Origin of the sequence: Arthrobacter sp. SPG23 (genome assembly GCF_000876655.1) — a bacterium.
Lineage (GTDB): Bacteria > Actinomycetota > Actinomycetes > Actinomycetales > Micrococcaceae > Arthrobacter.
In genome coordinates, this window is record NZ_JYCN01000018.1 from 42,477 (window position 1) to 67,844 (window position 25,368).

A 25,368-nucleotide genomic window follows, 5' to 3' on the forward strand; every position below is an offset into this window, starting at 1 on the left:
TTTGGTTCTGACAATTCACTAAGGGTTTGGATTGTGGGGGTCCAGGGTCTCCAGCTCCGGGGCAATCCCGACGCACAGCCAGGCGGTGATCTGGCGTGCCATGGTTTCCTGGTCAGGTTTGCCGGGCGACTCCGGCGTGGCAAGCCATTGTTCGCCGGCATTCCGGACTAGCCCGATCGCGGCAGTGGGCCAGTAACCGATCACGGCTTCCTTGCCGGTACCAAGATGGGCGCGCATGGGCCGGGCGATCATGTCGCGGACTTCTTCGAAAAAGTGGCCAAGGGCGCCCGTGGCCGCCATGCCCCCGGTGGCCGCGCCGGGTTCGCCTGCCGAGTATGTCGTGACGAAGGTGTAGACGTTGGGACTGGTTTCGGCCATCTGAAGGTAGGCGGACACCATGGCCAGCAGTCCCTCGCGGGGGGTTTGGGCGCTCTGGGCGGCTTCCTGGATGCGGCGCTGCATCTGGCTTATCACCACCTCGCCGACGGCCTGCTGCAGCCCGGCCTTGTCGCCGAAGTACCGGTAGAACACGGACTTGGATGTGCCGGCCGCGGCGGCGATGTCCTCCATGGAAGCGTCGCTGCCGAGCGCATGGACGGCCTTCCGTGCGGATTTGATGAGTTCGCGGCGGCGTTCCTCCCGGTGGGACTGCCAGCGGGCAGCGCGCCCGTCAATTGCGGTGCCTTCGGGGGCGGTGCCCGGCTTTTCACCACCGGGTGAGGTTCCGCCCGCGGCAAAGGCGGGGTCAACAGGAAGGATGTTCACGATACCCAGCGTATCAGGTACGCTGGGTATCGGTAATCAGCGTTGAGCAGAAGGAGACAGCACATGTCCTTTACCGGACAGTCCGCCACAGGACCAGAGGAATCATCCACCGCCGCCGCCGCAACGCCTGGCGGGGGCCTGCTGCGCCAGGCTGTGGTGGTAGGAGGAAACCGGATTCCGTTTGCCCGGACAGGCGGCGCGTATACGAAGTCGTCGAACCAGGACATGCTGACTGCGGCCCTGGATGGCCTGATTGCCCGCTTCGGCCTCGCGGATGAACGAATCGGCGAGGTGGCCGCAGGGGCTGTGCTGAAGCACTCCCGCGACTTCAACCTCACCCGCGAGGCGGTGCTGGGTTCGGCCCTCTCCGCGGAAACCCCCGCCTATGATCTCCAGCAGGCGTGTGCCACGGGACTTGAGACGGTCCTCGGCCTCGCCAACAAAATCAAGCTTGGACAGATCGATTCGGGCATTGCCGGGGGCGTCGACTCCGCATCCGATGCGCCCATCGCTGTAAGCGAGGGCCTGCGAGAGGTCCTGCTGGACCTCAACCGCGCCAAGACCCTGCCCCAGCGGCTCAAGGTCCTGGGCCGCCTTCGTCCCAAGGACCTGGCACCGGACGCACCCAATACAGGGGAGCCGCGGACCGGCCTTTCCATGGGTGAACACCAGGCCCTCACCACCGCGCAATGGAAGATCACGCGTGAGGCCCAGGACCAACTTGCCTACACCAGCCACCGCAACCTCGCAGCCGCCTATGATGCCGGCTTCTTCGACGATCTGCTGACGCCCTACCGCGGGCTGAACCGGGACTCGAACCTGCGTGCCGACACCACCCTTGAAAAGCTTGCCACGCTCAAACCCGTTTTCGGCAGGAACCTGGGTGCGGAGGCAACCATGACCGCAGGAAACTCCACTCCGCTCACTGATGGCGCGTCCACCGTGCTGCTGGCATCGGAAGAGTGGGCGGACGCCCACGAACTCCCGAAGCTCGCAACGGTCGTCGACGGCGAAGCGGCCGCAGTCGACTTCGTCCACGGCAAGGACGGGCTGCTGATGGCGCCGGCTTTCGCGGTTCCCCGCCTGCTGGCCCGCAACGGACTGACGCTGGATGATATCGACTTCTTCGAAATCCATGAAGCCTTCGCCGGTACCGTCCTCAGCACCCTGGCTGCATGGGAAGACGAAGAATTCGGACGGACACGCCTCGGCCTGGACGGTGCCCTCGGCAGCGTCGACCGGTCGAAGCTGAACGTGAACGGTTCATCGCTGGCAGCAGGGCATCCCTTTGCCGCCACCGGGGGGCGCATCGTGGCCTCACTGGCCAAGATGCTCCACGAAAGGGGCCACGTGGACGGCCGTCCGGCCCGTGGCCTGATTTCCATTTGCGCTGCCGGCGGCCAAGGCGTCGTCGCCATTCTTGAAGCATTCTAGGGAGGCCGGCGTGACGGACAAGTACACACAATTCGTATCCCGTGGCATCGGCAAGGATGTTGCCAAAAAGCTCGGCCTGCCGCAGCCGGTGGTCCTCAGGCGCTACCAGCCTGGACAGGCCCTTGTCCCCGGCCCGATCCTGGTCCAGGGCTCCAGCGACGGCGCCGACGAACTGGCGGCCGCCCTCCTGGCCTGGGACCTTGATGTCCGCAGGCATGCGGTGCCCCGGGAGAAGTTGGGCGCGATCGTCCTGGTGCTGGATGAGCTGGACCACGCGGAAGACCTTGAACGGCCGGTCCTCTCGGCGGCAGCGTCCCTCCGGGACCTGGCTCCGAACGCCCGCGTCGTGACGGTCTCCCGGACACCGGCGAGCGCACCCGGGCCCGCGTCCGCAGCAGCGCGCCAAGGAATCGACGGACTGCTGCGGTCCCTTGCCAAAGAACTGCGGGCCGGCGCCACGGCAAACGGCATCATGCTGGCGGACGGAGTAAACACCACGAGCCCTAGCGCCCTTGGTGCCTTGCGCTTCTTCCTGTCCGGCCGGTCGGCCTTCGTGGACGGCCAGTTCCTCACTGTCGCATCGGGGGAAGGGCAGCTCCCCGCCGACCCCGAAAAACCGCTAGCCGGCAAAGTGGCAGTCGTGACCGGGGCAGCACGGGGCATCGGCGCGGCGATTGCCCGAACGCTGCACAGGGACGGTGCCACCGTGGTCGTCGTCGACATCCCCGCAGCCGGCGACCACCTCGCTGCCGTAGCGAACTCGGTCCGCGGGACGGCGCTGCAGCTGGACATCAGCCGGGAGGACGCGGGACACCGGATCATCGAGCACGCGGTGGGCAGGCACGGCCGCCTGGACATCGTGATCCATAACGCGGGCATCACCCGGGACAAGCTCCTGGCCAACATGGACCAGGGCCGCTGGAATTCGGTTCTTGCGGTGAACATCGCGGCCCAGTTGCGCATCAATGACGCGCTGCTGGCGTCCAGGGATTTCCGCGACTCACCGCGGATTGTCTCGGTCGCCTCCACCAGCGGCATTGCGGGCAACCGCGGCCAAACGAACTACGCGGCGTCCAAGGGCGGCGTCATTGGAATGGTGCGCGCTACGGCACCCCTTCTTGCGGAGCGCCATGGATCCATCAACGCCGTGGCGCCAGGCTTCATCGAAACCGAGATGACTGCCCGGATTCCGTTTGCGACCCGGGAAGTAGCCCGGCGCTTGAACTCGCTGCAGCAGGGAGGACAACCCGGAGATGTTGCCGAGGCCATCGCGTTCCTTGCCAGTGATGCCGCAGGCGGCATCACGGGCGAGGTGCTGCGGGTGTGCGGCCAGAACCTGGTGGGCGCATGACCGGTGCCCAGCCTGTAATCCTCGGAGACATGCCCTCGCTGTCCAAGCTCTACGTCAATGCCGCGGCCACCGCCGCCAGGCGGCGGGTGCTTGGTACTGACGCCGGGATTTCACTTCCTCCCTGCGGACATGAGGTCAGGGGAGTGTTGGCAGAGGTGGGCAACCTCACGGCGTTCCAGCACCTGGTGGGCGAGACGGCGAGTGACGTCCTGCCTGCCGGCTTCATTCACGCCCTGGCCTTCCCGGTGGCAATGAGTGTGATGAACCGTGACGATTTTCCGCTGCCGCTGCTGGGAATGGTGCACCTGAAAAACACGGTGGAACAGCACGGAACCATCCTGTTCACGGAGGCGCTGGACATTACATCCTGGGCCGAGAACCTGCGGGGGCACCGCGCCGGCACGCAGGTTGACATCGTCGCGCAGGTCCGGCGAACCGGGGAATCCGAAGTCCTCTGGAAGGGAACCTCCACGTACCTGGCCAAAGGAGTCTTCCTCCCCGGGATCGACAAGCCCTCGGCGCCTCCCGCACCCACGACGTTTTCGGCGCCTGACCCCACGGCACTGTGGCAGCTGGGTGTCGACACCGGACGTGCTTATGCGGCGGTGTCCGGCGATTTCAACCCCATCCACCTCAGTGTGCTCTCAGCCAGGGCTCTGGGCATGCGGCGTTCCATAGCGCACGGCATGTACCTTGCCTCGCGGGCGCTGGCCGACGTCGGCGCCGTGAAGGGGGATTCCTTCCGGTGGGATGTTGCCTTTGAGGGACCGGTGTTCCTGCCGGCGCGTGTGGCGCTGGACATCAGTTCAGTCGATTCCCTGTCCGGTGCTTGGCGGCACTCCGACTACACGGCGTGGAATCCCCGGTCCGGCCGGAGGCACTTCAGCGGGAGCGTATCGGCGCTTTAGGGTCAGGACTGCCCGGCCGTGACCACCCTGAGAATGCGGTGCAGGTTCAGCACGATGGCTTCGGCTGCGCTGGGGGCATCCGGATTCACGTCGTCGGATGCCATCCGCTCAGCGAGTGCGTCCACGGCGGCAGTGGCTTCCTCAAGCAATTCGTTTTGCCGGTCCGGATGTTCGTCTTCCATGGACCTCAGGACCTCGCTCACCGCGGTAAGTGCGTCTGCGAGCGGCTCGCTGTAGGGAAGCGGAATGACGAAGGGAACGTCCTTGTCCCAGATGACATCCGCCAGCACTTCAGTCGTGTCCTGAATGTGGAAGGTCACGCGCTCAAGTCCCCTGAGGTCCTTAAAGTCCCGGTCCAGATCGTGCGGGTGGAGCCGGCGCCGCGGATTGACCTGCCTGCTGGCGTCGGCCTTTTGGACAGCGGCCCGGACTGCACGGGCCGATTGCGCGAGCTCGTCCGATCGCACCGCCCAATCCTCGTGCTCGGGCGGCCACGCTTCCCTCATCGCTTCACCCATGTCCGAGAGCTGCTTGGCCAATGCCCAGCGCAGTTCGGCGAGGCTGAGGGCTGCGGCTTTGAAATGCAAGGGCGGGAAAACCAGCATGTTGACGGCGATACCCACCGCGACTCCTACACCCATCTGCAGGAGGTAGCCGAAGGAGAAATCGTCCGGGTTGTTTCCGCCTACAAGGAGGACCAGGAGGGCCGCCGTCGGAATCCAGTCGCGTCCGGCGCCCAGCCGCGGTAACCCGGCGAGCAGCACGCCCAAGCCTATAACGATGGCCACCGTAACGGGTGAGGGATCGGTGACGCTGACCAGCAGGAAGGCCAGGCCAATTCCCATCCCGAGTCCCACGAGCGTCTGCACGCCCTGCTTCATGGAACCCGATACGTTCTCGTACATTGCTACGAGGGCACCGAGCGGGGCGTAGTAGGGATACTGGGCCGCGGCGCCGGGCATCAGGGGCGCAATGAGGAATGCCAGGCCGGCGGCCAGCCCCGCCTTGGCGGCCAGCTGCAGCCGGGGGCCCGCCAAGGCAACGGCCACACTATCCGTGACGGACTGCCGTATTTTGCCGACCCGCGACGGCGTGGTCTCGTCCTGCTGTTTTGTATTTGCCATTTGGCTTCACCCTAAAGGTGCATCAAAGATGCTACAAATGGACAAACCTACTCGCGGGTAAGTGCCGACAGCCCTGGCTGCCCGGCGGTGGCCGCCGCCTGCCGTGCCGCATGGGCCAGCCGGTGTGCACGGCCCGGCGTTCGGCCCTCCTCCTGCGTCCCGGGAATGTAGCCGAACGCGAGATCGTAGGCGGGGTCGGCAAAGCCCAGCGCTGCATTGGCGCCTTCGTGGCCGAACGCCAGGTGGCTGCCGAAGTTGCGGCTGGGGTGGGGCTTCATGAAGACCACCGCAAAGGCGTTGTCGAGCCCGGACGCGCGGTCCAGCCCCCCACACCTGTTCCTCTGACATGGTGCTGATGGTTGCGGGTGCCAGAAAAGCCGGACCGCCGTCGAGGCCGGTGGTGGCGGCAGCGTAGAGCCGGGCCAGGCCTTCTGCGGATCCCACTCCGCCGGCGCTGCTCATTCCGTGCTTGCGGATGACCCTATGGTTGGGGAGTTCCATGACTGTGCTCACTGCAGCATTGCCGTTGAGGCCTTCAAGGCCCAGCGGGTCCAGCCACGGCTGGCCGGGATCGACGTCGTACAGCACGTCCCGGTAGCGGGGCTCCTGGTCCTCCGGCAGCCCCAGGAAGAAGTCGATGCCGAACGGCCGCCGGATGCGGGAGGCGTACATGTCCTGGAGGCTGCTGCCGGCGACGCGGCGGCAGAGCTCCTCCATGATGATGCCTATGGTCAAAGCGTGGTATCCGAACGTGGTCCCCGGCCGCCACAGCGGTGCCGTCCCGGCGAGCTTCCGGGCGGCTTCCGCCGTCGTGAATTCACTCAGCGCCAGGCCGCCTTCCAGTCCAAGCAACCCGGCCCGGTGGGACAGCGCCTGGCGGACGGTGATCGCCTCTTTGCCGTGGGCAGCGAAGTCCGTCCAGTAGTGCGCTACGGTGCGGTCAAGGTCCAGCAATCCGTCCTGGACCAAGAGGGCGATGACGAAAGCAGCCACGCCTTTGGAACAGGAGTAGGCGCCCGTGATCGAATCTTTCGTCAGGCGGTGGCCGCCCGTCAGGTCCACGACTTTCGTGCCCGCACGGTAGACGGAGACTTGGGCGCTGTACTGCGGGTCGTTCCCGAGGAACGACTCAAACAGGTCCCTGACCGCTTGGAATTCGGGCACGGCAAAACCGGACGAAAGTGGCATGGGACAACCCTAGCGGCGTGCGGATGAAGGTGGCGGTCAGCCTGCGCCGTGTCCCGCGGTAACTTCCTCGCCGCTGCGGACGGGGCCGGGTGCCGTGCCGTCTCCGAACGGGCGGCCCTCCAGTGACTCCCGGCCGTGCGCGGTCAGCCATCCGGAGAGGTCCGGCCCCTGCGGAACGATCCCGGTGGGGTTGATGTCCTCGTGGACGATGTAATAGTGCTGCTTGATCTGCACGAAATCGATGGTGTCGCCGAAGCCGGGCGTCTGGAACAGATCCCGGGCATAGGCCCACAGCGCCGGCATCTCGCTTAACTTTTGCCGGTTGCACTTGAAGTGGCCGTGGTAAACGGCGTCGAAACGGACCAGCGTGGTGAACAGACGCACATCGGCTTCCGTGATGGTGTCTCCCACGAGGTACCGCTGGCCGGTGAGCCGCTCCTCCAGCCAGTCCAGTGCGGTCCAGAGACGGGTGTACGCGGCGTCGTAGGCGTCCTGTGAACCGGCAAAGCCGCAGCGGTAGACACCGTTGTTCACTTCGGTAAACACCCTTTTGTTTACTTCGTCGATCTCCGCCCGGAGGTGCGCAGGATAGAGCACCGGGGCGCCAGGGCGGTGGAATGCCGTCCACTCAGTGGAGAAGTCCAGTGTTATCTGCGGGAAATTGTTGGTGACAACTGCGCCAGAGGGTACGTCCACGATGGCCGGGACGGTGATTCCGCGGGGATAGCCGGGGAACCTCCGGAAATAGGCGTCCTGGATCCGTTCGATGCCGAGGACCGGATCCACACCGCCCGGGTCCAGGTCGAAGGTCCAGGACCGTGAGTCATGCGTGGGACCGGGCTGCCCAAGGGAAATGGCATCCTCAAGCCCCAGCAGCCTGCGGACGATGACCGTCCTGTTGGCCCACGGGCAGGCGCGTGCCGCAATGAGGCGGTAACGCCCTGGCTCAACCGGCCACCCGGGTTCCCCTTTTGTTCCTGACGTGCCGTGACGGGTTATCCGATCCTCGATGTAGTTGGTGTCACGGGTGAATTCCTCACCTCCGGTGACGTAGGAGCCCCGGGTGCTGAACCCGGGGTCGGAGGAATGGTCGGCGGCGGGGCGGGAAGCTGAAGTCATGCTTACACCCTATGGGCTGACGCCGGCGGCCAGCACGTGTGCCATTGGCTGCCAGGCCACCCACCAGGAACCGGCGACGACCGCCCCGAAGAGTAGGATCCAGACGACGGCGGGAACGGACGTTGCCCGGTAGAGGAGATGGGCGTCGGATGTGGTCAGCCTGTCCCGGCGCCGCAGGTGCACATTGGAAAGCTTGGCCAGATCACGGACGGCAGCCACCAGCAGCGCCAGGCCCAGGGCGATGACCACATGCCCGGTGAACTGAGGCGGGACGAAGAGAACCAGGAGTGAGCAGCCCAGGACTGCCGCAAAGGTGATGACCAGCCCGATGGCATTGCGGATGAAGAGGAACGAGCCCAGCAGGATCAGCGTGCCGACGGACATCGCGGCCGGTCCCCAGCCGTTGAAACCGGACCACACCATGGCGGCTCCCACAACGCCCGGCACGGGGTAGCCCCAGAACGTGGACCAAACTGCCGGGAAGCGGCCCCTGCTGTACGTGGTGGTGGTCCCCGAATGGTCCAGGCTCAGCCGGATGCCGCCAAGACGCTGTCCGGTCATCAGGGCAGCAAACGCATGCCCCAGCTCGTGGGTGACGGTGGCCAGAAGCCCGAAGTACCGCCAGGAAGCGCGGGGGAGGGACACCACCGTGGCCACCACCATCACTATCAGCAGTTCCGTTGCCGTCACCTCAGGGAACGGCGCCTGCGCGAATCCCGACATGATCCTCTGCCACAGGGAACCGGCAACATCCGTCAAGGCTTCGGCCCCGCCTTGCCGCCGGCGTGATCGATGCAGTAGGGCGTCCACGGGCGGGCTTCGAGCCTGCCTTCGGCAATAGGTACGCCGCAGGTTTCACAGTAGCCGTACGTGCCGTCCGCGATCCGGGCCAGAGCCGCCTCGACCTGCGCCAGCGTGGCAGTGCTTTGCCGCATCAGCGCGGCAGCCTGGGAGAGCTCAAAGGCGATGGTGGCACCTTCGGGATCATGTTCGTCGTCGACGTTCGAGTTGTGGCGCGCGGCGTTCGCAGATGTGATGTCCTCCCTGAGGGCCGGCAGCAACAACGTTTTCCGGGCACGCTCCGATTCGAGCAGGATCCTGAACCTCTCAACGTCGACCATAGTGTCCAAGGCTAGCCCGCCACGGAGGCCTCGCCTAAAGAGTGGTGAGGCCCTAAGACCCCTTGCCGCGCGTTCATGCCGCCGTAGAGTGAAAGTGCGTGAGTACATGCCCGGCGTGGGGCCGCCCGCCGGACGGCAGGCGCGCACGAGCCCGGGAGGCATCATGAACAATGCGTCGAAGAAGGACCCCGCTGCGGAGGCTGAAGCCCTGGAGGCCGTCGAAAGGCACCACGCGAGCATGCTCAGACGCCTCACGGCGCTCACTGACGCCTTGACGGGCTCCGTGGAAAAGCATGACGCCCCGGCCGAGCATGATGCGCACGATGTGCTGCTGGAGTGGTGCGAGAACGAGCTGGTGCCCCATGCGCTCGCCGAAGAAGGCGCGCTGTACAGCGGGCCGCGGAATTCCGCCGAGGGAAGGCTGCTTGTTGAGGGCATGCTGGCGGAGCACCAGGTGATCGTCTCCCTGGTGGAGGAGCTGCGTGGAGCCCGGGGCGTGGCCGCCGCCGTAGCCGCCGGCGCCATTCAACGCATCTTTGCCCTGCACTTGGACAAGGAGAACCGTCTTCTCATGCCGTTCGTGGCGGCGTCGCCCGGCCTTTCCCTGGCCCAATCCGTGTCCGGGCTGCACGAACTTGTTGGTGAAGGGCACGCACATCCGCCGGGAAGCGTGCATGGCTAACACCGCCGGGCGGGGGTTCGGAAGAAAATAGGTGCGGGTGCTGCCCGTGCTGTAGGCCGGCGAGCCAATAGAGTAAGGCCATGGCGGATGGAACGGGACAGGACCACACAGGAACAACCGACGAACTGCTCCGCAAGCTGGCGGCAGTCCGCGGCGTGAGCACATCTTTCCGCGGCTGGGATGGCATGGAACATCCGGTCGCTGCCAGCACGCTGCACGGCGTACTGGCAGCACTGGGGGACCGGACCGGGACGCCGGAGGAGCTCCACAGCGCTTTGCGCGACGCGGAACTGGAACCGTGGCGGAGGCTGCTGCCGCCGTCGGTCGTTTCCAGGCAGGGACGCGAGATCCACATTTCGGTCCATGTACCGCACGGAACACCGGTCAGTGTCTGGGCGGTCACCGAGGACGGCCACCGAGTGGATGCCGAGCAGCGCGAGGACTGGGAAGAACCGCGGGAGGTGGACGGAGTCCTCAAAGGGCGGGCCGCTTTCGCCGTCCGCAGCGATTTGCCGCTTGGCTGGCATACCCTGCACGCCGATGCTGCCGGGGAGGTGGCGGAATGCGTGCTCATCATTACGCCCGAGCGGCTGGGGACCACCCGCCGCCCGGCGTCCGAACGATACTGGGGCCTGACGGCCCAGCTCTATTCGGTCCGGTCTTCCCGTTCCTGGGGCATCGGGGATTTCTCCGACCTTGTGGACCTTGCCGCAATTGCAGGAAATGACGGAGCGGGTTTTGTCCTGGTAAATCCCCTGCACGCCGGCGAGCCCCGGCCGCCCATCGAAGACTCGCCTTATCTGCCCACCACCCGTCGTTTCTTCAATCCGCTGTACATCCGCGTTGAGGACGTTGCGGAGTACGCATACCTGGACCCTGCGTCCAGGGCCGTCATCGATGGAAATGCGGCGGTGCTTCACGCCGCCAATACGGCCGACGGCCTCCTGGACAGGAACGCCAGCTACCACGCCAAACTTGAAGCGCTTGAACTCATCTTCAAGGTCCGGCGCAGCCCCGCCCGGGTCCGCATGTTCAGAAATTTCTGCGCAGCGGAAGGCAAGGGCCTGGATGACTTCGCCCTGTGGTGCACGCTCGCAGAGCGGCTTTCCCCGACGGCGCCCGAGTGGGCCGGCGAGGCATCGTCGCCGGACACGCCGTACTGCGACACCGTCCGGGAGGAGCATGCAGACCGGCTGGAGTTCTACCGCTGGATGCAGTGGATTTGCGACGAACAGCTGGCCACCGCGCAGCGGACGGCAAAAGCATGCGGAATGGCGATCGGCATCGTCCATGATCTAGCCGTGGGCGTTAAAACGGACGGAGCCGATGCGTGGACGCTCCGCGGCGTCCTCGCCCAAGGTGTCACTGTCGGCGCGCCGCCTGACGTCTTCAACCAGCAGGGCCAGAACTGGACCCAGCCGCCCTGGCACCCCGGACGGCTTGCAGCATCGGGCTACAAGCCGTACCGCGACATGCTGCGGACCGTGCTCCGTCATGCAGGCGGCATCCGCGTCGACCACATCCTGGGCCTATTCCGCCTGTGGTGGATCCCGGAAGGCGCCGGGCCCGACCAGGGCACGTATGTGTACTACGACCACGAAGCACTCATCGGCATCCTGGCCCTCGAGGCCCAGCTGGCAGGGGCTACCGTAGTGGGCGAGGACCTTGGCGTGTTCGAACCCTGGGTGAGGGACTACCTCGCGGAGCGGGGGATCCTCGGCACGTCCATCCTGTGGTTCGAACACAATGAAGCGGGCCCGCTTCCGCCCGAAGAATACCGCCAACACTGCCTGACCAGCGTGAACACCCACGACCTGCCCCCGACCGCGGGTTATCTCGCGGGGGAACATGTCACGCTCCGCGAATCGCTGGGCCTGCTCCTGCGCCCGGTTGAAGAGGAAAGGGCGGAGGCTTTGGCCGAGCAGGAGGCCGTGCTGGCCCTGGTCCGCGAACGGGGGTTGCTTCCGGGTGCGTCAGCGGACGTCCAGCGCACGGTCGAGGCACTGTACGCCTTCACCGCCCTCACGCCGTCTGCCCTGCTGGGTGTTGCCCTGGTGGACGCCGTCGGGGAAACGCGCACACAGAACCAACCCGGAACGGACGCGGAGCACCCCAATTGGCGCGTTCCGCTCGCGGGGCCCGGGGGTCCGGTGCTGATTGACGACCTGCCGGAGAACAGCCGGTTCAATTCCTTGGTAGGAGTGGTCCGGGACGCGCTGAAGTCATCGGGTTAAGCGCCGTGCCCGGGGCCAGCTTCCGCCGGGCCGAGGATCCGGAGGGCCTCCGCTTGCGACGCAAGTTCCTCCGGGCGCACGGTCTGCCCGTGCATAAAGCCTGCGCCAGCCAGCATCTGTCGCAGTACCGAGAGCGTCCGCGGAGTAGTCACGCCGAGGTGCGCCATGGCGTGGCAGTTCGCGCACAGCGGCACGAGATCCGTCACCGGGTCCAGCCGGTAGCTGCTGTCGAGCAGCGATACGGGCGCCGTGTGGTGAACGTCGATGAAGTCCCTGCCGGCGTCGCCATAGGCGATTTCGAAGGAAAAGCCACAGGCTGCACAGAGTGTCCCGTAGTGGGCGATGCAGGCACGCCGCGCCGCCGGATCCCGTTCGTACCGGTTTACCTCAACCTTGCTGACGGCCCAGGCGGGGTAGGTCCCGGGTACAGGCAGCGTCGATCCTGGAGCCGGAGCAGGTCCTTCCAAGCGCCACAGCTCACGGATGCGGGCGTGCACGGACTCTTCAATGGCCTGGCCGTTGCGGACCATGTTCCATGTCAGTTCCGGAAAGGCGGCGCTCAGGACCTCCGGCCCGATCTGGTCGCCACGGGGCAGCAGGGAGTCGAATGCGATCAGCGCAGAAGAAGTCGTGGCAGTTGCGTCGGGTGGCGCGGCGCCGGGCTGCGCGCGGACCACCACGCCGTGCCCGAGCAGGCCCGGCCCATGCCTTCCCTTCAGCAGCAGCCACGCGTCCGCGCCGGCAGCGATGCCGGTGCGGCCGCCAACAGGCCACTCGCCGTGGGCCTGCCCGGCGTCGCTGACCTGCTCGATGACGGACGCGTAGTTCCAGTCGTTCCAGCGGTCAGGGTTCCACACCAGGAAGATGGCTGTCATGCGCCCATTCTGTCAGGGCATTCGGGGTACGGGACCGGTGGTTCCCCGGCGGGGGAGGACATGGTGCTCCAGCACGTAGTCTGCGATCGCCATCGCGGAGGTCGCCGCCGGGGAGGGGGCGTTCCGGAGGAGTGTCACCGGTCCCCGTTCCTCGATCGCGAAGTCGTCGAGGAGGCTGCCGTCCAGTGACCACGCCTGGGCGCGGACGCCGGCGGCGGTCTTTGCCGTGAGGTCGCCCATGCGGAGCTCGGGGATGAACCGTCGTGCCTGCTGGAAATACAGCGGCTTGACCAGGGAGGCGGCGATCTCCTTGGCGCCCATCAGCCAGTGTTTCCTGGCGAGGGCCGGGGCGCCGGGCCACATGACCGACGCCGCAGTGTCCTTGAAGGACACGTTGTTCCAGCCGTAGCCCTCCCGGGCCAAGGCCGGCACGGCGTTCGGCCCGACGTGGATCGTGTCGTAGACGCCGCGGGTGAAGTGCACGCCCAGGAAAGGGAAGCGGGGGTCCGGCACCGGGTAAATCATGCCCCTGACAAAGTGTTGCTTCGCGGCCGACAGGCCCCAGTACTCTCCGCGGAAGGGGAGGATTTTAGGCGCCGGCGAAGCGCCCGCGAGTCCGGCAACCACGTCGGACTGCAGCCCTGCGCAGGCGATCAGTCGATCGAACACGAATTCGGAATGGCTGGTGGTGACTCGCACTTTGCCGCGCTCTGTAGTGATGGCCACGGCTTCATGGCCCAGCATGATCAGCCCGCCGGCAGTCCGGATATCCCCGGCCATGGATTCCGTGATGGCGGCAAAGTCGACGGCGGCGGTATGCGGTGAGTGAAGCGCTGCCACTCCTGCGACGTGCGGTTCGACGTCGCGCATGGCGTCGGCACCGAGGCGGCGCAGCCCGGGTACTCCGTTTGCGATCGACCTCTTTTCAATGTTGGCAAGGGCGGGAAGTTCATCCTCCGTAACGGCAACCACGAGTTTGCCCAGTTCCCGGTACGGCAGGTTCCTCTCCCGGCAGTAGTCCCGGGTCAGCACCCGGCCGCGTTTGCACAGCATGGCTTTCAATGATCCCGGGGTGTAATAAAGGCCCGCGTGCACCACCCCGGAGTTGTGCCCCGTCTGGTGCACGGCAACCCGCTGCTCCTTCTCCAAGACGGTGACGTCTGCCAGGCCGCGGCTGCTGAGGGCCCGTGCAATCGCGATTCCGACGATGCCGCCTCCAATGACGCCGATGTGCTCAGTCATTGATCCGAAACCCCCGGCGGGCCCTCTTCAGCGGCCACGCTTCGGCACCCTGCGGCAGCATCAAAGCCATGCGTGCCGCCGCAGCGGAGGTTGGGCCCCGCCGGGGCGTTGTACCAGCACCTGATTGACGCCGGTCAGGCCATCCTCGAAGCCCAGCGCACTGGCTGCCATATAGAGCCTCCACACGCGTGCCCGCCCGGGGCCGCCGGCGCTAACGGCTTCGTCCCAGTTCGCTTCCAGGTTGCGCACCCATTCGCGGAGGGTCAGGGCGTAGTGGCGCCGAAGCGCCTCAACGTCAAGCACTTCCAGCCCACCGGCCTCCAGGGCACCGATCATGTCGGCGAGGCTGAGCATTTCGCCGTCGGGGAAGACGTAGCGGGGTATGAAGGAGTCCGGGTCCGGGCTCGTGGGGCCGGCGTTCCACGAGATGGCGTGGTTCAGCAGCCGGCCGCCGGGACGCAGGAGGCCGTGGAGCTGGGATACATATCGGGAAATCTGCTCGCGGCCCACGTGCTCGGACATGCCGATCGAGCTGATCGCATCGAACGGCCCGTCGTCCACGTCGCGGTAGTCCTGGACCCGGATGTCGACACGGTCCGTCAGGCCGGCGTCTGCCACGCGCTTGCGGGCCAGCCCGGCCTGCTCGTTGGAAAGCGTTACACCGACAACGTCGACACCGAAGCGTTCGGCAGCGTGGAGTGCGAAACTGCCCCAGCCGCAGCCGACGTCCAGTACGCGCATGCCGGGCTGCAGTCCCAGCTTGCGGCAGACAAGGTCGATTTTGGCCTCCTGGGCGGCTTCGAGGCTGTTGGCCCGGTCACCGTGCCCGTCCGTTTGGTCGTTCCAGACAGCGCACGAGTAGACCATCGAAGGGCCAAGAACCAGGGCATAGAAATCATTGCCCACGTCATAGTGGTGCGAGATCGCAGCCGCATCCCGGCTCTTCGAGTGGCGCCGGCCTTGTCGATGGACCTTGGATTCCTCCGGAGGCGGGGCCGGGTTCGGGCCGAGCGCGCCGACCCTGATTGCGGTCCTGAGCAGTGTCCACATTTCTTTCGCGTTCAACGGGGGGAACGGCCCGGGTTCGGCGAACTTTCCTGCAGAGCTCAGCGCGGCGAAGCTGGCGAAGATGTCGCCCGGCGCGTCGATGTCCCCTGCCACATACGCCCGGCTGAGGCCGAGCTGCCCGGGCGACCACAGCATACGCCGCAGGGCCCGCCGGGAGCGGAACTCGAGTATGGGGGCGTCGGCCGGTCCCGCCTCCGAGCCGTCCCAGGCCCGCAGCCTTAGCGGGATCCCTTCAGTGCCGAGGACGATGGCCAGTGCTTCGGCCAGCCGTGCTGCCGCACCCGTTGTCTTCCCCATGTACATTGCCTCTCATCCGTGCCGAAACCGGTGCCTGTCCGTTCCTCATCTCATGGCTGCGTGAGCGCTCTGCCTGCCCTCATGCGCACCTGTAGTTGTTCAATCTATGGTGCAACCCCATCCGATGTCTTGGGCCGAACGACACCCCTCGCCTTCCGACCCGAAAAATGGTCGACCTGCGCGCACATTGGGAGGAGGATTAAAGGGCATTCACTATAAGGAGGCCAGTGATGTGCTATCCGTATAACAAGGAGTTCCGGAGGGACGTTCGGAAAGAAGAGCCGCGGGAACCAGCAAAGCAACCCGAACCGCGCGTGGAGGCCAAGGAGTTCAAGTTCTGGGCTTTTCCGCGCCGTGAGCGGAAGTTCACGGGCTCGGAACCGGTGGTGGACCGCACCCCCGAAAAGGTCTAGGGAACCCGGACAAGGATAAGGAAAGGCCCCGCAGATGCGGGGCCTTTCCCAGGCTCTGGACCCCCGGGGGTCAGCATCCCGGGGATCTCCGGCCTAGAGGTCTTCTTGCCTAGAGGTCTTCTTGCCTAGAGGTCTTCTTGGGAGAGCGCCTTGGTCTCTGCCGGCGTCGGGCGACCCAGACGTTCGTCGAGCGCCACACGGAGCTTTGCTGCGGCAACCTGGACTCTGTGCTCGGATGGCGTCAGCTGCCTTCCGCGGGGAGTGGAGACGTGACGGGGTGTCCGGGATTTCTTCTGCTCCGGTGTGCTGGTGCTCATGGCCTTCCCTCCTCCGCTCGGTCCTTACTCGTGGTTCCATTGTCGCCGATCGGTTCCCCGGAGTCCACGGCCTCGACGTCTTCGTCCCACGAGCCGTCGCCGCCGTTGGCCTCCGTCACCGATTGCCACGCGATGTCCAGCAGCTCAAGTTCTTCTTCGCGGGCGAGATCGCTCCGCGCCAGGACCGCCAGGGAAGCAAGGCCCAGGGCCTTTGCATCCTGGTCTGCCTCCAAGGCCTTGTCCAGTGCCCACTGTGTGCGCTTCCACCACTCTGCCCGGTCGTCAGCCCGCGTCCTTTGCCTGAGCGCCTGTGCGTCAGCCACGGCTTTTTGCCGAATTGTGCGCCATCCGATGAACGCGGCGAGGACGGCGCCGGCCAGGACCGCCAGCGGCCCCAGGGCGGCCACGATCTGCCACCATTCGGCAGGAGCCGAAAGTGCTGCTTCGAGCGGGGCCGCGGAGAACTTCACATAGCCAGCCTAGGCCTTGGCCTTTCGCATGGGCTGCATTTGATCTGGCCCGGCAGCGAGTCTCCTGATCCGGTGCATCATTGGCCGGTACCGTTACTTAGGGGGTGCATGATATGGAGAACGGCGTTACGGACCGGCTGTGGGATAAGGACGTTCAGGGGTTCATTTCTGCCTGCCGGCAGGAGAAGCTGTGCGACATTGCGTTGGACCACCGGGACGGGAACGGGAAGGCGCTGCTGACCGTGGCGGCCACGTACCGGTCCCGGAAAGGGCGCATCGTACCCGTAGGTTACCGGTGGGCGGATTCGAAATCGGGCCTGACAGCCGAGGTCTACGTCGGCAAGGCAAAGGCTCCGGCGGAGCTGGAACTGGACGGGCTGTTCAGGCTTGCCCTGAGGGCGGGGCTGTGGGGGGAGCGGCGACACGTCGCCTTCGCGCTCATGGCGATCACTGACGTTCAGGCAAAGGCCGACGGCGTCCGCGGCCGCCTGCAGCTTGAGTACCTGAAGGCGCTGGGCGGCGATGAGCCGAATTCTGCGGTGTCGGGCCGGGTCGACGCAGCCGGGACACCGGAACGCAAGGCGCTGATGGCGCAGGCGGACGGGCTGACCATGCAAACACTCAACGATCTTGCCTACTTGTACGGCGCCCGCTCGGGACATGGAGCGCACTAGGCTCATTCCGGGACGCGCGGGGCAGCCGCCCCCGCGCACGCCAGGGCCGGTTGTGACCGGCGCCATCATGTGGCCTGCAGTGGCGGTCCCTGCAACGGCGATACCCTGAGTTGCAGGTTCCGCTTCAATGAAGGACACAACGATTCCACGCCGCAGTACCAAAGCACTGACCCTTGTGACCGCTCTACTTCTCATGGGAAGCCTTTCCGGTTGCGGGGCCGTGGAATCCGCCGGAACTGCAGTCGCGAAGGCTCTACGCAGCGCAGCACCGTCCTCTGGCGAGCACAATCCTGCCGCGCCGCCTGCAGGGAACACGGATGAAATTTCTGCCGCCATCGCGCGGATTGCCGCCATCCCGGTAAAGGGGCGTGCGCCGAAAACCGGCTACAGCCGCGACCAGTTCGGCCCTGCCTGGGCTGATACGGACCACAATGGCTGCGACACGCGCAACGACATCCTTGCCCGCGACCTCACCGGGGAATCGTTCAAACCCGGCACTCACAACTGCGTTGTTACAACCGGCACGCTTGCTGATAAATACACCGGCAAGACGATCCACTTCGTCCGCGGGGCGGATAGCAGCTCGGCCGTCCAGATAGACCACATCATTCCGCTGTCCCTCGCTTGGCAGACCGGCGCCCAGCAGATCAGCCAAGACCAGCGCAAGGAGCTTGCCAACGACCCGCTAAACCTCATGGCCGCCGACGGCACGGCAAATTCATCCAAGGGCGACAAGGACGCGGCCACCTGGCTGCCGCCGAACAAGGCCTTTCGGTGCGAATACACGGCCCGGATGACGGCAGTGAAGGCGAAATACAAGCTGTGGGTCACTCAACCTGAACGCGACGCAATCCAAGGGATCCTGGCTGCCTGCGCGGCGGACGGCGTCGTCAACAGGTGAGTGCTCTTCTGCCCGGCGAATGTGGGCGCGGGAGCGGCGGCCCGTGTTTGTACTGGCCGGGCATCCCTCGCAAGTCACGGCGCCCAGGGAGGTAGCCCGGTACTTTTGACTCTGGAGCCCGGCACCGAGCAAAGCCACACTGATGCCATGAGTAGTGTGCTGACGCTGTTTCCCCCGGTCGAACGCAACGTGGGTGCCAACCGGGCGCTGCATCCTGATTGTTCCTGGATCCGTCTGGTGCGCAGCGGGGCCGGACTTGCAATGCTCGCCGCCCTGGCCCAGGAGCTCTACGACGCGACGCAGCCGGGCAACTCCGTCGACATTCCCCAGCTCATCTCCCAGTTCACGTTCCACTCAAACCTCGTCCTTGCGCTCGTGCTCCTTGTTTCCGCCGGGCGCCCGCGTGCGCGGCTGCCGCAGTGGTGGGATCACCTGTTCGGCGCGCTTGCGTTCTACCTGGTGATGACGGGCATTATCTACGTGGTGCTCGTGGCCCCGCCCGGTGAGCCGTGGTGGACGCTGGACATGTACTGGCCCTGGATGATCACCCACCGCATCGCACCGCTGGTTGCGGGGCTCGACTGGCTCCTCGTCACTCGCACCGTCCGCGGCCCGTGGGTGCGGCCCCTCGTCTGGCTTTGCTACCCGGTCGCGTTCCTGATCTTCTCGTGGGTGCGCGGCGCCCTCGACGGCTGGTATCCCTATGACTTCCTCGACCCGGGGGTCGACGGCGGCTGGCCGGCGGTGATCGCCACGAGCGCCCAGGTGCTCGCGGCGTTCCTCGTGGTCGGGGTGCTCGTGCACCTCGCCGGCAATGCCCGGGTGGGCCTCGCCCGCCGCCTCGGAAAGGATTCCCGTGCCTAATCGCCGGTTGTGGCCGCCTCGCCTCTGCGCCACGCTCGTGGGCCTGGCGGCCCTGCTTCTCGCCGCGTGCTCTCCTCCGGCTGGCCCAAGCGGACCGTCGTCGACCCCGCCCTCATCCGGCACGGGCAACCCCGCCTGCGATCTCCTCACCCCGGAGATCGCGGCGAAGGCTGTGCCGGGGATAGTGCCTGTGGGCCAGATCATCCCGGCCAAGCCGCCGGGAAGCAAAGCGTACGTGTGCACCTATTCGAGCAAGTCCGATACAGGCATGACGGCCCTGTCTGTAGCGCTCACGTCTCCCGCGTCGGCCGCCGACATCTCGAAAGCGAAATCGACGTCGGACTGCTCACCTGTCACAGGCATCGGTGACTTTGCCTGCCTGCAGTGGACAGGCTACTTCCGCGGTGAAGCCGGCGGCGCGTCCGCGAATGTCGTCCTGACGGCAGTGCGGGGCAACGAGGCCCTCGAGATGCCCTACGTGACCGGACCACCCATGGCCGGGGGCGGCCACCCCGACGGGGACGCCATGGCCCGGGCGCTGTCGCAGGCAGCAGTGGACGCCGGCTGGGGCAACGGCACTGCGCTCAACGTACCCGCCGCTCCGCGCGTGGGTCCGCCGGCCACGACGAACAACGCGGTCTGTGCACTGATCAGTACCGAAGAGGTCAGGCGGGCATTCGGGGCGAAGACCCAACCGCAGATCCTCCCGGGCGAGGTCAGTTGCCGCTACACGTTCGGCGACCTGGGCACACCGGGCCCGGACTCCCTTGTCTTCTCGGTTGAAGTCCTGAAGGGCGCAGCGTCGACGCTGGACGGTCCCGGCTTTCGCGGCGAGCCGCTCGACGGCGTCGGGGACAGGGCGGCCTTCATGATGACAACCGAACCCGCCGGCCCCAAGTCCCTCCGTCCCGCCGGAGATGTACCGATTACGATCCTGTCCGTCATGGTGGTCAGGGGCCAGAACCTCGCGACGTTCACCGCGCAGGTCCTGATCTCCCCGGCTGGCCCCTCGGCCGAGCAGATGAAGGATCAACTCATTACCCTCGTGCGCGGCGTCGAGTTCTGACTGACCAAGCGGCATGGACATCCGCTCACGTGGACTTGGGCCCGTGTGGTTGGAAACAGAAAAAAACCCCAGGAATCATGATTCCTGGGGTTTTCCCTTGTGCGCGGAGGGGGACTTGAACCCCCACCCCCTTTCGAGGACTAGCACCTCAAGCTAGCGCGTCTGCCATTCCGCCACCCGCGCAGGTGGTAATTCGGAGATCGTTTCCGCCTTTCAGCGTTTTGGATTTCTCCGAAGCAGCGAGAAAGACTCTAGCACGACTTTTCGGGAAACAAATAATCGAGGGTTGGAGGGGGCTTGTGGGTAGGCTGAAACCAGCATTCAAGCCGCCCCCACGAGGAGTGAAACATGACTGAAGTACGCCCCGAGGATGAAGTCGTCAGGATCTGCCAGGAACTGATCCGGATAGATACTTCGAACTACGGCGACGGAACAGGACCGGGGGAGCGCGCGGCTGCGGAATACGCCGCCGGCCTCATCACGGACGTGGGGCTGGATGCGGAGATCTTCGAATCGGCGCCGGGGCGGGCCAACGTCGTAACCCGTATTGCGGGGGAGGACCCCTCCGCCAGCGCCCTGGTGGTGCACGGGCACCTCGACGTCGTGCCCGCCTTCGGGATCAGTGGTCAGTCGATCCCTTCGGAGCCGAACTCAAGGACGGCATGATCTGGGGACGCGGCGCCGTGGACATGAAGGATATGGACGCCATGATCCTCTCCGTCCTGCGGAACTTCGCCCGCACCGGCCGCAAGCCCAAGCGGGACCTGATCTTCGCGTTCTTCGCCGACGAGGAGGCCGGCGGCACCTACGGCGCCCGGTACGCCATCGAGAAGCGGCCGGAACTCTTCGACGGCGCCACCGAGGCCATCTCCGAGGTGGGTGGCTTCTCCGCCACCATCGGCGGGCAGCGCACCTACCTGCTGCAGACCGCCGAGAAGGGCCTCTCCTGGCTCCGCCTCGTCGCCCACGGGCGCGCCGGCCACGGCTCCCAGATCAACACCGACAACGCCGTTACGCGGCTCGCCGGCGCAGTGTCCCGCATCGGGGAATACAACTGGCCGGTGGAGCTCACCCCCACCACACGGCAGTTCCTCGACGGCGTGACGGAACTCACGGGCGTGGAATTCGATCCGGACGACCCGGAGAAGCTCCTCAAGGAACTCGGAACCGTTGCACGGTTCGTGGGAGCCACGCTTCAGAACACCACCAACCCCACCCTGCTCAAGGGAGGCTACAAGCACAACGTCATCCCCGAGTCGGCTGAGGCCCTCGTGGATTGCCGGACACTTCCGGGCCAGGAACAGCAGGTACTGGAGATCGTCAAGGAGCTGGCGGGTACCGGAGTCGACGTTTCCTACGTCCACAACGACGTCTCGCTTGAGGTGCCGTTTGCCGGGAACCTGGTGGACTCCATGATCGATGCCCTGCACGCCGAGGACCCCGGCGCCAAGGTCCTTCCCTACACGCTGTCAGGCGGCACGGACAACAAGTCTCTGAGCCGGCTGGGCATCACCGGATACGGCTTCGCTCCGCTGCAACTCCCGGATGAGCTGGATTTCACCGGCATGTTCCACGGCGTGGATGAGCGCGTGCCCGCTGACTCACTCAAGTTCGGCGCCCGCGTACTGGACAGGCTGCTGACCACCTACTGAGTCCGCCGGCACCCGAAAAAAGAAGCGCCCACGAAAGCCAGGCCATGACACCGGACCAGATCCTCACCGAGCCCCTGCTGGAGCGCATCCGCGCCCGTGCAGCCCGCTACGACAGGGAGAACGAATTCTTCACCGAGGACCTTGCGGAACTCGCCGCCGCGGGCTATCTCAAGATCTTTGTCCCCGCGTCCGACGGCGGCCTGGGCCTTGGCCTCGCCGAGGCCGCCCAGCTGCAAAGGAGGCTGGCGACGGCGGCCCCGGCCACCGCGTTGGCGATCAACATGCATTTGGTGTGGACCGGCGTCGCGCACGTCCTCGCCGCCCGCGGCGATTCGTCCCTGGACTTCGTCCTCCGCGAGGCGGCACAGGGTGAGATCTTCGCCTTCGGGAATTCGGAAGCCGGCAACGACTCGGTGCTCTTCGATTCACGGACGGTAGCCACGCCGAAGGCAGATGGCAGCTACAGCTTCACCGGGCGGAAGATCTTCACCAGCCTGTCGCCGGCGTGGACCAGGCTGGGCATCTTCGGCAAGGACGGTTCGGCCAGGGACGGCGAAGGGGAGCTGGTGCATGGCTTCCTCAGCAGGGAGTCCGCCGGCTACGACATCCTGGAAGACTGGGACACCCTGGGTATGCGGGCGAGCCAGTCCAACACCACGGTGCTGGACGGCGCCGTGGTGCCCGCGGACCGGATCTTCCGGAAACTCCCGGTGGGGCCGAACGCGGACCCCTTGATCTTCGCGATCTTCGCCTGCTTCGAGACCTTGCTGGCCGCCGTCTACACCGGCCTCGGCGAGCGGGCGCTGGTCCTGGGCGTGGACGCCGTCAAACGCCGGACCTCGTTCAAGAACGATGGGCGCAGTTATGCCCAGGACCCCGACATCCGGTGGAAGGTGGCGGAAGCCGCCATGGCCATGGACGCGCTGTATCCCCAGCTTGCGGAGCTCTCGCGTGACGTTGATGGCTTAGTGGATCACGGGACCCAGTGGTTCCCGCGGCTGGTGGGCCTCAAGGTCCGGGCGACGGAGACGGCGCGTACGGTAGTCGACCTGGCAATCCGGGTATCAGGGGGATCCAGCTACTTCCGGGGCTCGGAACTGGAACGGTTGTACCGTGATGTGCTCGCGGGAATGTTCCACCCTTCGGATGACGAGTCGGCGCACAATACGGTGGCCAACGCCTGGCTGGGCCCGTTGGCCACTCCTTAGCGCGCTAAACCGTGCGCTGCACCTGGATGACTTTGCGGCGCAACCAGAAGCGCCTGCCTCCGCCCACGTAGAGCCTGCTGCGTTCCAGCTCCCACTTGCCGTATTCGGAATGTTCAACAAGGCGGCGGCGCGCCTCCGGAAGGGAATCCTCAGGGCCGACCGTCAGTACGAGGTACTCGTACTGCCTCGCGTAGTCCCGCTCCCGCTGGACTGAACTGCTCAGAAAATGTTCTTTCATTGCTCTCCATTTTCGTCCTTTTCCGGCTAACGTGAAGTCATGAGCATCGATCCGCGTGTCGCGCTTCAGTCCTTGACCACAGCCCTGGAAGAACACCTGATCGCAGCCTCCGCACGGCGGGGCGAGGGAGACCCGACGGTCGAAGCGGCGTTCTTTGCCGTTGCTGATGCTTTCGAAGTCTACGACGATTCCCTCTACGAGGCCTACGGCGAGGTTACCCCGCTTGAGGTGATCGACGACGTGGAAGACGACGACGATGAAGTGGAAGCCGAGGACGACGAAGACCTGGAGATCGTCGACGACTAGGCCGGGTCAGGCGCCGCCTTAGTCCACCGCAGAAACATCTTCCAGCGCCCGCGCGATTTCGGCAGGCACGTGAGTCAGTTGCGAATCCAGAATTTCCTTAAGCTGCACGGGAGACCTGGCACCCACCACCGCTGTGGCCACGCCATGCTGTGACAGCAGCCAACTCAGGGCAACGTCGATGGACGACCGGCCCAGGCCCCTCGCGGCCATCGAGACCGCCTCAACGATCCTCGAGGCACGCTCCTCCAGGTAGGGCTCCACGTAGCTGGCAAGCCTCGTCTGTGCCGCCCGGGAATCCGCCGGAATGTGCCCGCGGTATTTCCCCGTCAGGACGCCGCGGCCCAGCGGCGCCCAGGCAAACAATCCCAGGCCGGCGTCCTCGACGGCGGGGATGAGTTCTGCTTCGGGTTTCCGCTGCAGCAACGAGTACTCCGTCTGGCTCGCCACCAGCGGGAAGCCGGCCACGGCCGCGGCCTTGGCGGTCTGCCACCCGGTGAAATTCGAAACTCCCACATAGCGGGCGCGGCCCGTGCGCACCGCGAACTCGAGGGCTGACAACGTCTCTTCCAACGGGACATTGGCATCCCACGCCTGGGCAAACCAGACGTCAACATAGTCGGTGCCGAGCCGGGCCAGGCTGGCCTCCAGGCCGGAGAGCATGCCGTTACGTGAGGTGTCCACGCTGCGCCGGCCGTCCGACGTCGAAATGCCCGCCTTGGTGGAAATCACCACTTCCGAGCGGGAGACGACGTCACCCAACATGGACCCCAGAAGGGCTTCCGCCTGGCCGTCGGCGTAGGAGGCGGCGGTGTCGATCAGGGTTCCGCCGGCGTCAACGAACGACCGCAGCAGTTCGGAGGCGTCCTGCTCATCCGTCTCCCGGGCCCACGACATTGTTCCAAGGGAGAGTGAGGACACGCGCAACCCACTGTTGCCGACATAACGCTGCTGCATAGCAGTTAGCTTACGGGGATTCACCATGCTTCATGACGTAGGGTCTATAAACGTGAACTGGTTTGAAGCGGCCCTGCTGGGTCTTGTCCAAGGGCTGACCGAATTCCTCCCGATTTCCTCAAGCGCCCACCTGCGCATCGTCGGATCGTTCCTGCCGGATGCGGCGGACCCCGGGGCGGCCTTTACCGCCATCACCCAGCTCGGAACCGAGACCGCGGTGATCATCTACTTCTGGCGGGATATCGTCCGGATCGTCAAGGCCTGGTTTGGTTCCTTAACGCGGCGCGTGCCGTCGGATGACCCGGATGCCCGCATGGGCTGGCTGGTGATCCTGGGCAGCCTCCCCATCATCGTCCTGGGCCTGATCTTCCAGGACCAGATCGAGTCCGTCCTCCGCAGCCTCTGGATCGTGGCCACCATGCTGATCGTTTTCGGCCTGATCCTCGCCGTGGCAGACGCGGTGGGCCGCCAGGAGCGCGACCTGACGAAGCTGACGTATAAGCACGGCATCCTCTACGGGTTCGCGCAGGCCTTGGCACTCATCCCCGGTGTGTCACGGTCCGGTGGAACCATTACCGCCGGACTGCTGATGGGGTACACCCGCGAGGCCGCAGCCCGGTATTCGTTCCTCCTCGCTATTCCGGCCGTATTCGGCAGCGGGCTGTACCAGCTGTACAAAGTGGTGTCCAAGGACGGCATCACGGGCCCCTACGGCCTGCCGGAAACGGCTTTGGCCACCGTGATCGCCCTCGTTGTTGGCTACGTCATCATCGGCTGGTTCCTGAAGTTCGTCTCCACCCGGAGCTACCGGCTCTTCGTCTGGTACCGGATTTTCCTTGGCCTGGCGCTGTACTTGCTGCTCGGTTTCAATGTCATCAGCGCCTAGCACTAGGCTTG

General features: G+C 65.7%; 26 protein-coding genes, 1 tRNA gene and 1 pseudogene. 14 read left to right on the forward strand and 14 right to left on the reverse strand.

Annotated elements, in window-relative coordinates:
- Window positions 1–18 precede the first annotated feature (18 nt).
- Window positions 19–675, reverse strand: a complete 657-nt coding sequence (locus tag TV39_RS10960; RefSeq protein ID WP_043482189.1) for a TetR/AcrR family transcriptional regulator — start codon at window positions 673–675, stop codon at window positions 19–21.
- A 153-nt stretch (window positions 676–828) separates the two neighbouring features.
- Here TV39_RS10960 and TV39_RS10965 point away from each other — a divergent pair, with 153 nt between their 5' ends.
- Genes TV39_RS10965 through TV39_RS10975 form a run of 3 tightly spaced genes read left to right on the forward strand, consistent with a single transcriptional unit; the run spans window position 829 to window position 4,458 of the window.
- Complete coding sequence (locus TV39_RS10965) at window positions 829–2,199, forward strand: acetyl-CoA C-acetyltransferase (protein ID WP_144406391.1); 1,371 nt, start codon at window positions 829–831, stop codon at window positions 2,197–2,199.
- 10 nt (window positions 2,200–2,209) lie between these two features.
- The gene (locus TV39_RS10970; RefSeq protein WP_043481580.1) at window positions 2,210–3,550 is read left to right on the forward strand and encodes a 3-oxoacyl-ACP reductase; all 1,341 of its coding nucleotides are present in this window, start codon (window positions 2,210–2,212) and stop codon (window positions 3,548–3,550) included.
- The gene (locus TV39_RS10975) at window positions 3,547–4,458 is read left to right on the forward strand and encodes a MaoC family dehydratase (RefSeq protein ID WP_043481581.1); all 912 of its coding nucleotides are present in this window, start codon (window positions 3,547–3,549) and stop codon (window positions 4,456–4,458) included. Before TV39_RS10970 ends, TV39_RS10975 begins: the two co-directional genes overlap by 4 nt.
- 2 nt (window positions 4,459–4,460) lie before the next feature.
- On the opposite strand, the gene TV39_RS10980 is transcribed toward TV39_RS10975, so the two are convergent.
- Genes TV39_RS10980 through TV39_RS11000 form a run of 5 tightly spaced genes read right to left on the reverse strand, consistent with a single transcriptional unit; the run spans window position 4,461 to window position 9,010 of the window.
- On the reverse strand, window positions 4,461–5,582 hold the full coding sequence (locus TV39_RS10980; RefSeq protein ID WP_043481583.1) for an FUSC family protein: 1,122 nt from the start codon (window positions 5,580–5,582) through the stop codon (window positions 4,461–4,463).
- A gap of 6 nt (window positions 5,583–5,588) precedes the next feature.
- Window positions 5,589–6,770: a serine hydrolase domain-containing protein gene (locus TV39_RS10985; protein ID WP_235347365.1), complete on the reverse strand. Its 1,182-nt coding sequence runs from the start codon at window positions 6,768–6,770 to the stop codon at window positions 5,589–5,591.
- A 36-nt stretch (window positions 6,771–6,806) separates the two neighbouring features.
- On the reverse strand, window positions 6,807–7,889 hold the full coding sequence (locus TV39_RS10990; protein ID WP_043481586.1) for a glutathione S-transferase family protein: 1,083 nt from the start codon (window positions 7,887–7,889) through the stop codon (window positions 6,807–6,809).
- Between the two features lie 9 nt (window positions 7,890–7,898).
- A complete protein-coding gene (locus tag TV39_RS10995; protein WP_082049679.1) occupies window positions 7,899–8,648 on the reverse strand; it encodes a M50 family metallopeptidase in 750 nt (249 codons plus the stop codon).
- Window positions 8,645–9,010: a TraR/DksA family transcriptional regulator gene (locus tag TV39_RS11000; protein WP_043481589.1), complete on the reverse strand. Its 366-nt coding sequence runs from the start codon at window positions 9,008–9,010 to the stop codon at window positions 8,645–8,647. The genes TV39_RS10995 and TV39_RS11000 overlap by 4 nt, the downstream gene beginning before the upstream one ends.
- Before the next feature lie 94 nt (window positions 9,011–9,104).
- Here TV39_RS11000 and TV39_RS11005 point away from each other — a divergent pair, with 94 nt between their 5' ends.
- Together TV39_RS11005 and malQ are read left to right on the forward strand one after the other, a co-directional pair.
- Window positions 9,105–9,692 carry a hemerythrin domain-containing protein gene (locus TV39_RS11005; protein WP_235347366.1) on the forward strand — a complete coding sequence of 196 codons (588 nt, stop codon included), beginning with the start codon at window positions 9,105–9,107 and terminating at the stop codon, window positions 9,690–9,692.
- Between the two features lie 80 nt (window positions 9,693–9,772).
- The gene (gene malQ / locus TV39_RS11010; protein WP_043481593.1) at window positions 9,773–11,926 is read left to right on the forward strand and encodes a 4-alpha-glucanotransferase; all 2,154 of its coding nucleotides are present in this window, start codon (window positions 9,773–9,775) and stop codon (window positions 11,924–11,926) included.
- Here the strand turns inward: malQ and TV39_RS11015 are convergent.
- Genes TV39_RS11015 through TV39_RS11025 form a run of 3 tightly spaced genes read right to left on the reverse strand, consistent with a single transcriptional unit; the run spans window position 11,923 to window position 15,408 of the window.
- Window positions 11,923–12,801, reverse strand: coding sequence for an HNH endonuclease (locus TV39_RS11015; protein ID WP_043481595.1), 879 nt, complete (start codon window positions 12,799–12,801; stop codon window positions 11,923–11,925). The genes malQ and TV39_RS11015 overlap by 4 nt on opposite strands.
- 12 nt (window positions 12,802–12,813) lie before the next feature.
- Window positions 12,814–14,043, reverse strand: a complete 1,230-nt coding sequence (lhgO, locus tag TV39_RS11020) for an L-2-hydroxyglutarate oxidase (RefSeq protein WP_043481597.1) — start codon at window positions 14,041–14,043, stop codon at window positions 12,814–12,816.
- A 60-nt stretch (window positions 14,044–14,103) separates the two neighbouring features.
- Entirely contained in the window at window positions 14,104–15,408 is a 1,305-nt protein-coding gene (locus tag TV39_RS11025; RefSeq protein WP_043482194.1) for an SAM-dependent methyltransferase, read from the reverse strand.
- 230 nt (window positions 15,409–15,638) lie between these two features.
- Between TV39_RS11025 and TV39_RS11030 the strand changes: the two genes are divergently transcribed.
- Window positions 15,639–15,821, forward strand: a complete 183-nt coding sequence (locus TV39_RS11030; RefSeq protein ID WP_043481598.1) for a hypothetical protein — start codon at window positions 15,639–15,641, stop codon at window positions 15,819–15,821.
- A gap of 125 nt (window positions 15,822–15,946) precedes the next feature.
- Here TV39_RS11030 and TV39_RS21715 read toward each other — a convergent pair whose 3' ends face one another.
- Window positions 15,947–16,138: a hypothetical protein gene (locus TV39_RS21715; protein WP_082049681.1), complete on the reverse strand. Its 192-nt coding sequence runs from the start codon at window positions 16,136–16,138 to the stop codon at window positions 15,947–15,949.
- Window positions 16,135–16,608: a hypothetical protein gene (locus TV39_RS11035; protein WP_043481600.1), complete on the reverse strand. Its 474-nt coding sequence runs from the start codon at window positions 16,606–16,608 to the stop codon at window positions 16,135–16,137. Before TV39_RS11035 ends, TV39_RS21715 begins: the two co-directional genes overlap by 4 nt.
- Window positions 16,609–16,721: 113 nt before the next feature.
- Between TV39_RS11035 and TV39_RS11040 the strand changes: the two genes are divergently transcribed.
- The 4 genes from TV39_RS11040 to TV39_RS11055 all read left to right on the forward strand — a co-directional run bounded on the left by TV39_RS11040 (window position 16,722) and on the right by TV39_RS11055 (window position 20,113).
- On the forward strand, window positions 16,722–17,282 hold the full coding sequence (locus TV39_RS11040) for a hypothetical protein (RefSeq protein WP_043481602.1): 561 nt from the start codon (window positions 16,722–16,724) through the stop codon (window positions 17,280–17,282).
- A 127-nt stretch (window positions 17,283–17,409) separates the two neighbouring features.
- Window positions 17,410–18,183: an HNH endonuclease family protein gene (locus tag TV39_RS11045; RefSeq protein ID WP_043481604.1), complete on the forward strand. Its 774-nt coding sequence runs from the start codon at window positions 17,410–17,412 to the stop codon at window positions 18,181–18,183.
- Between the two features lie 147 nt (window positions 18,184–18,330).
- Window positions 18,331–19,047 (forward strand): Pr6Pr family membrane protein, encoded by a 717-nt coding sequence (locus TV39_RS11050; RefSeq protein ID WP_043481606.1) that lies wholly within the window; start codon window positions 18,331–18,333, stop codon window positions 19,045–19,047.
- On the forward strand, window positions 19,040–20,113 hold the full coding sequence (locus tag TV39_RS11055; protein WP_043481608.1) for a hypothetical protein: 1,074 nt from the start codon (window positions 19,040–19,042) through the stop codon (window positions 20,111–20,113). The genes TV39_RS11050 and TV39_RS11055 overlap by 8 nt, the downstream gene beginning before the upstream one ends.
- A gap of 100 nt (window positions 20,114–20,213) precedes the next feature.
- Here the strand turns inward: TV39_RS11055 and TV39_RS11060 are convergent.
- Window positions 20,214–20,296 (reverse strand) — tRNA-Leu (locus TV39_RS11060).
- A gap of 165 nt (window positions 20,297–20,461) precedes the next feature.
- On the opposite strand from TV39_RS11060, the pseudogene TV39_RS11065 reads away from it, so the two are divergent.
- Window positions 20,462–21,765 (forward strand): annotated as a pseudogene (locus TV39_RS11065) (M20/M25/M40 family metallo-hydrolase).
- Window positions 21,766–21,809: 44 nt separating this feature from the next.
- On the forward strand, window positions 21,810–22,973 hold the full coding sequence (locus tag TV39_RS11070; RefSeq protein WP_043481610.1) for an acyl-CoA dehydrogenase family protein: 1,164 nt from the start codon (window positions 21,810–21,812) through the stop codon (window positions 22,971–22,973).
- A gap of 4 nt (window positions 22,974–22,977) precedes the next feature.
- Here the strand turns inward: TV39_RS11070 and TV39_RS11075 are convergent, their stop codons facing one another.
- A complete protein-coding gene (locus TV39_RS11075) occupies window positions 22,978–23,211 on the reverse strand; it encodes a DUF5703 family protein (protein ID WP_011692010.1) in 234 nt (77 codons plus the stop codon).
- Window positions 23,212–23,250: 39 nt separating this feature from the next.
- Here TV39_RS11075 and TV39_RS11080 point away from each other — a divergent pair, with 39 nt between their 5' ends.
- Window positions 23,251–23,517, forward strand: a complete 267-nt coding sequence (locus TV39_RS11080; RefSeq protein WP_043481612.1) for a hypothetical protein — start codon at window positions 23,251–23,253, stop codon at window positions 23,515–23,517.
- Between the two features lie 18 nt (window positions 23,518–23,535).
- Here the strand turns inward: TV39_RS11080 and TV39_RS11085 are convergent, their stop codons facing one another.
- A complete protein-coding gene (locus tag TV39_RS11085) occupies window positions 23,536–24,471 on the reverse strand; it encodes an aldo/keto reductase (protein WP_043481614.1) in 936 nt (311 codons plus the stop codon).
- A gap of 52 nt (window positions 24,472–24,523) precedes the next feature.
- On the opposite strand from TV39_RS11085, the gene TV39_RS11090 reads away from it, so the two are divergent.
- Window positions 24,524–25,357, forward strand: a complete 834-nt coding sequence (locus TV39_RS11090) for an undecaprenyl-diphosphate phosphatase (protein WP_043481616.1) — start codon at window positions 24,524–24,526, stop codon at window positions 25,355–25,357.
- Window positions 25,358–25,368: the final 11 nt, after the last annotated feature.

Excerpts from the sequence above, each read along its gene's own strand:
- TV39_RS10965 (WP_144406391.1), top strand. The coding sequence starts at position 829 with ATGTCCTTTACCGGACAGTCCGCCACAGGACCAGAGGAATCATCCACC.
- TV39_RS10975 (WP_043481581.1), top strand. The coding sequence starts at position 3,547 with ATGACCGGTGCCCAGCCTGTAATCCTCGGAGACATGCCCTCGCTGTCC.
- TV39_RS10980 (WP_043481583.1), bottom strand. The coding sequence starts at position 5,582 with ATGGCAAATACAAAACAGCAGGACGAGACCACGCCGTCGCGGGTCGGC.
- TV39_RS10985 (WP_235347365.1), bottom strand. The coding sequence starts at position 6,770 with ATGCCACTTTCGTCCGGTTTTGCCGTGCCCGAATTCCAAGCGGTCAGG.
- TV39_RS10990 (WP_043481586.1), bottom strand. The coding sequence starts at position 7,889 with ATGACTTCAGCTTCCCGCCCCGCCGCCGACCATTCCTCCGACCCCGGG.
- TV39_RS11000 (WP_043481589.1), bottom strand. The coding sequence starts at position 9,010 with ATGGTCGACGTTGAGAGGTTCAGGATCCTGCTCGAATCGGAGCGTGCC.
- malQ (WP_043481593.1), top strand. The coding sequence starts at position 9,773 with ATGGCGGATGGAACGGGACAGGACCACACAGGAACAACCGACGAACTG.
- TV39_RS11015 (WP_043481595.1), bottom strand. The coding sequence starts at position 12,801 with ATGACAGCCATCTTCCTGGTGTGGAACCCTGACCGCTGGAACGACTGG.
- lhgO (WP_043481597.1), bottom strand. The coding sequence starts at position 14,043 with ATGACTGAGCACATCGGCGTCATTGGAGGCGGCATCGTCGGAATCGCG.
- TV39_RS11025 (WP_043482194.1), bottom strand. The coding sequence starts at position 15,408 with ATGGGGAAGACAACGGGTGCGGCAGCACGGCTGGCCGAAGCACTGGCC.
- TV39_RS11030 (WP_043481598.1), top strand. The coding sequence starts at position 15,639 with ATGTGCTATCCGTATAACAAGGAGTTCCGGAGGGACGTTCGGAAAGAA.
- TV39_RS21715 (WP_082049681.1), bottom strand. The coding sequence starts at position 16,138 with ATGAGCACCAGCACACCGGAGCAGAAGAAATCCCGGACACCCCGTCAC.
- TV39_RS11040 (WP_043481602.1), top strand. The coding sequence starts at position 16,722 with ATGGAGAACGGCGTTACGGACCGGCTGTGGGATAAGGACGTTCAGGGG.
- TV39_RS11045 (WP_043481604.1), top strand. The coding sequence starts at position 17,410 with ATGAAGGACACAACGATTCCACGCCGCAGTACCAAAGCACTGACCCTT.
- TV39_RS11050 (WP_043481606.1), top strand. The coding sequence starts at position 18,331 with ATGAGTAGTGTGCTGACGCTGTTTCCCCCGGTCGAACGCAACGTGGGT.
- TV39_RS11070 (WP_043481610.1), top strand. The coding sequence starts at position 21,810 with ATGACACCGGACCAGATCCTCACCGAGCCCCTGCTGGAGCGCATCCGC.
- TV39_RS11075 (WP_011692010.1), bottom strand. The coding sequence starts at position 23,211 with ATGAAAGAACATTTTCTGAGCAGTTCAGTCCAGCGGGAGCGGGACTAC.
- TV39_RS11080 (WP_043481612.1), top strand. The coding sequence starts at position 23,251 with ATGAGCATCGATCCGCGTGTCGCGCTTCAGTCCTTGACCACAGCCCTG.
- TV39_RS11085 (WP_043481614.1), bottom strand. The coding sequence starts at position 24,471 with ATGCAGCAGCGTTATGTCGGCAACAGTGGGTTGCGCGTGTCCTCACTC.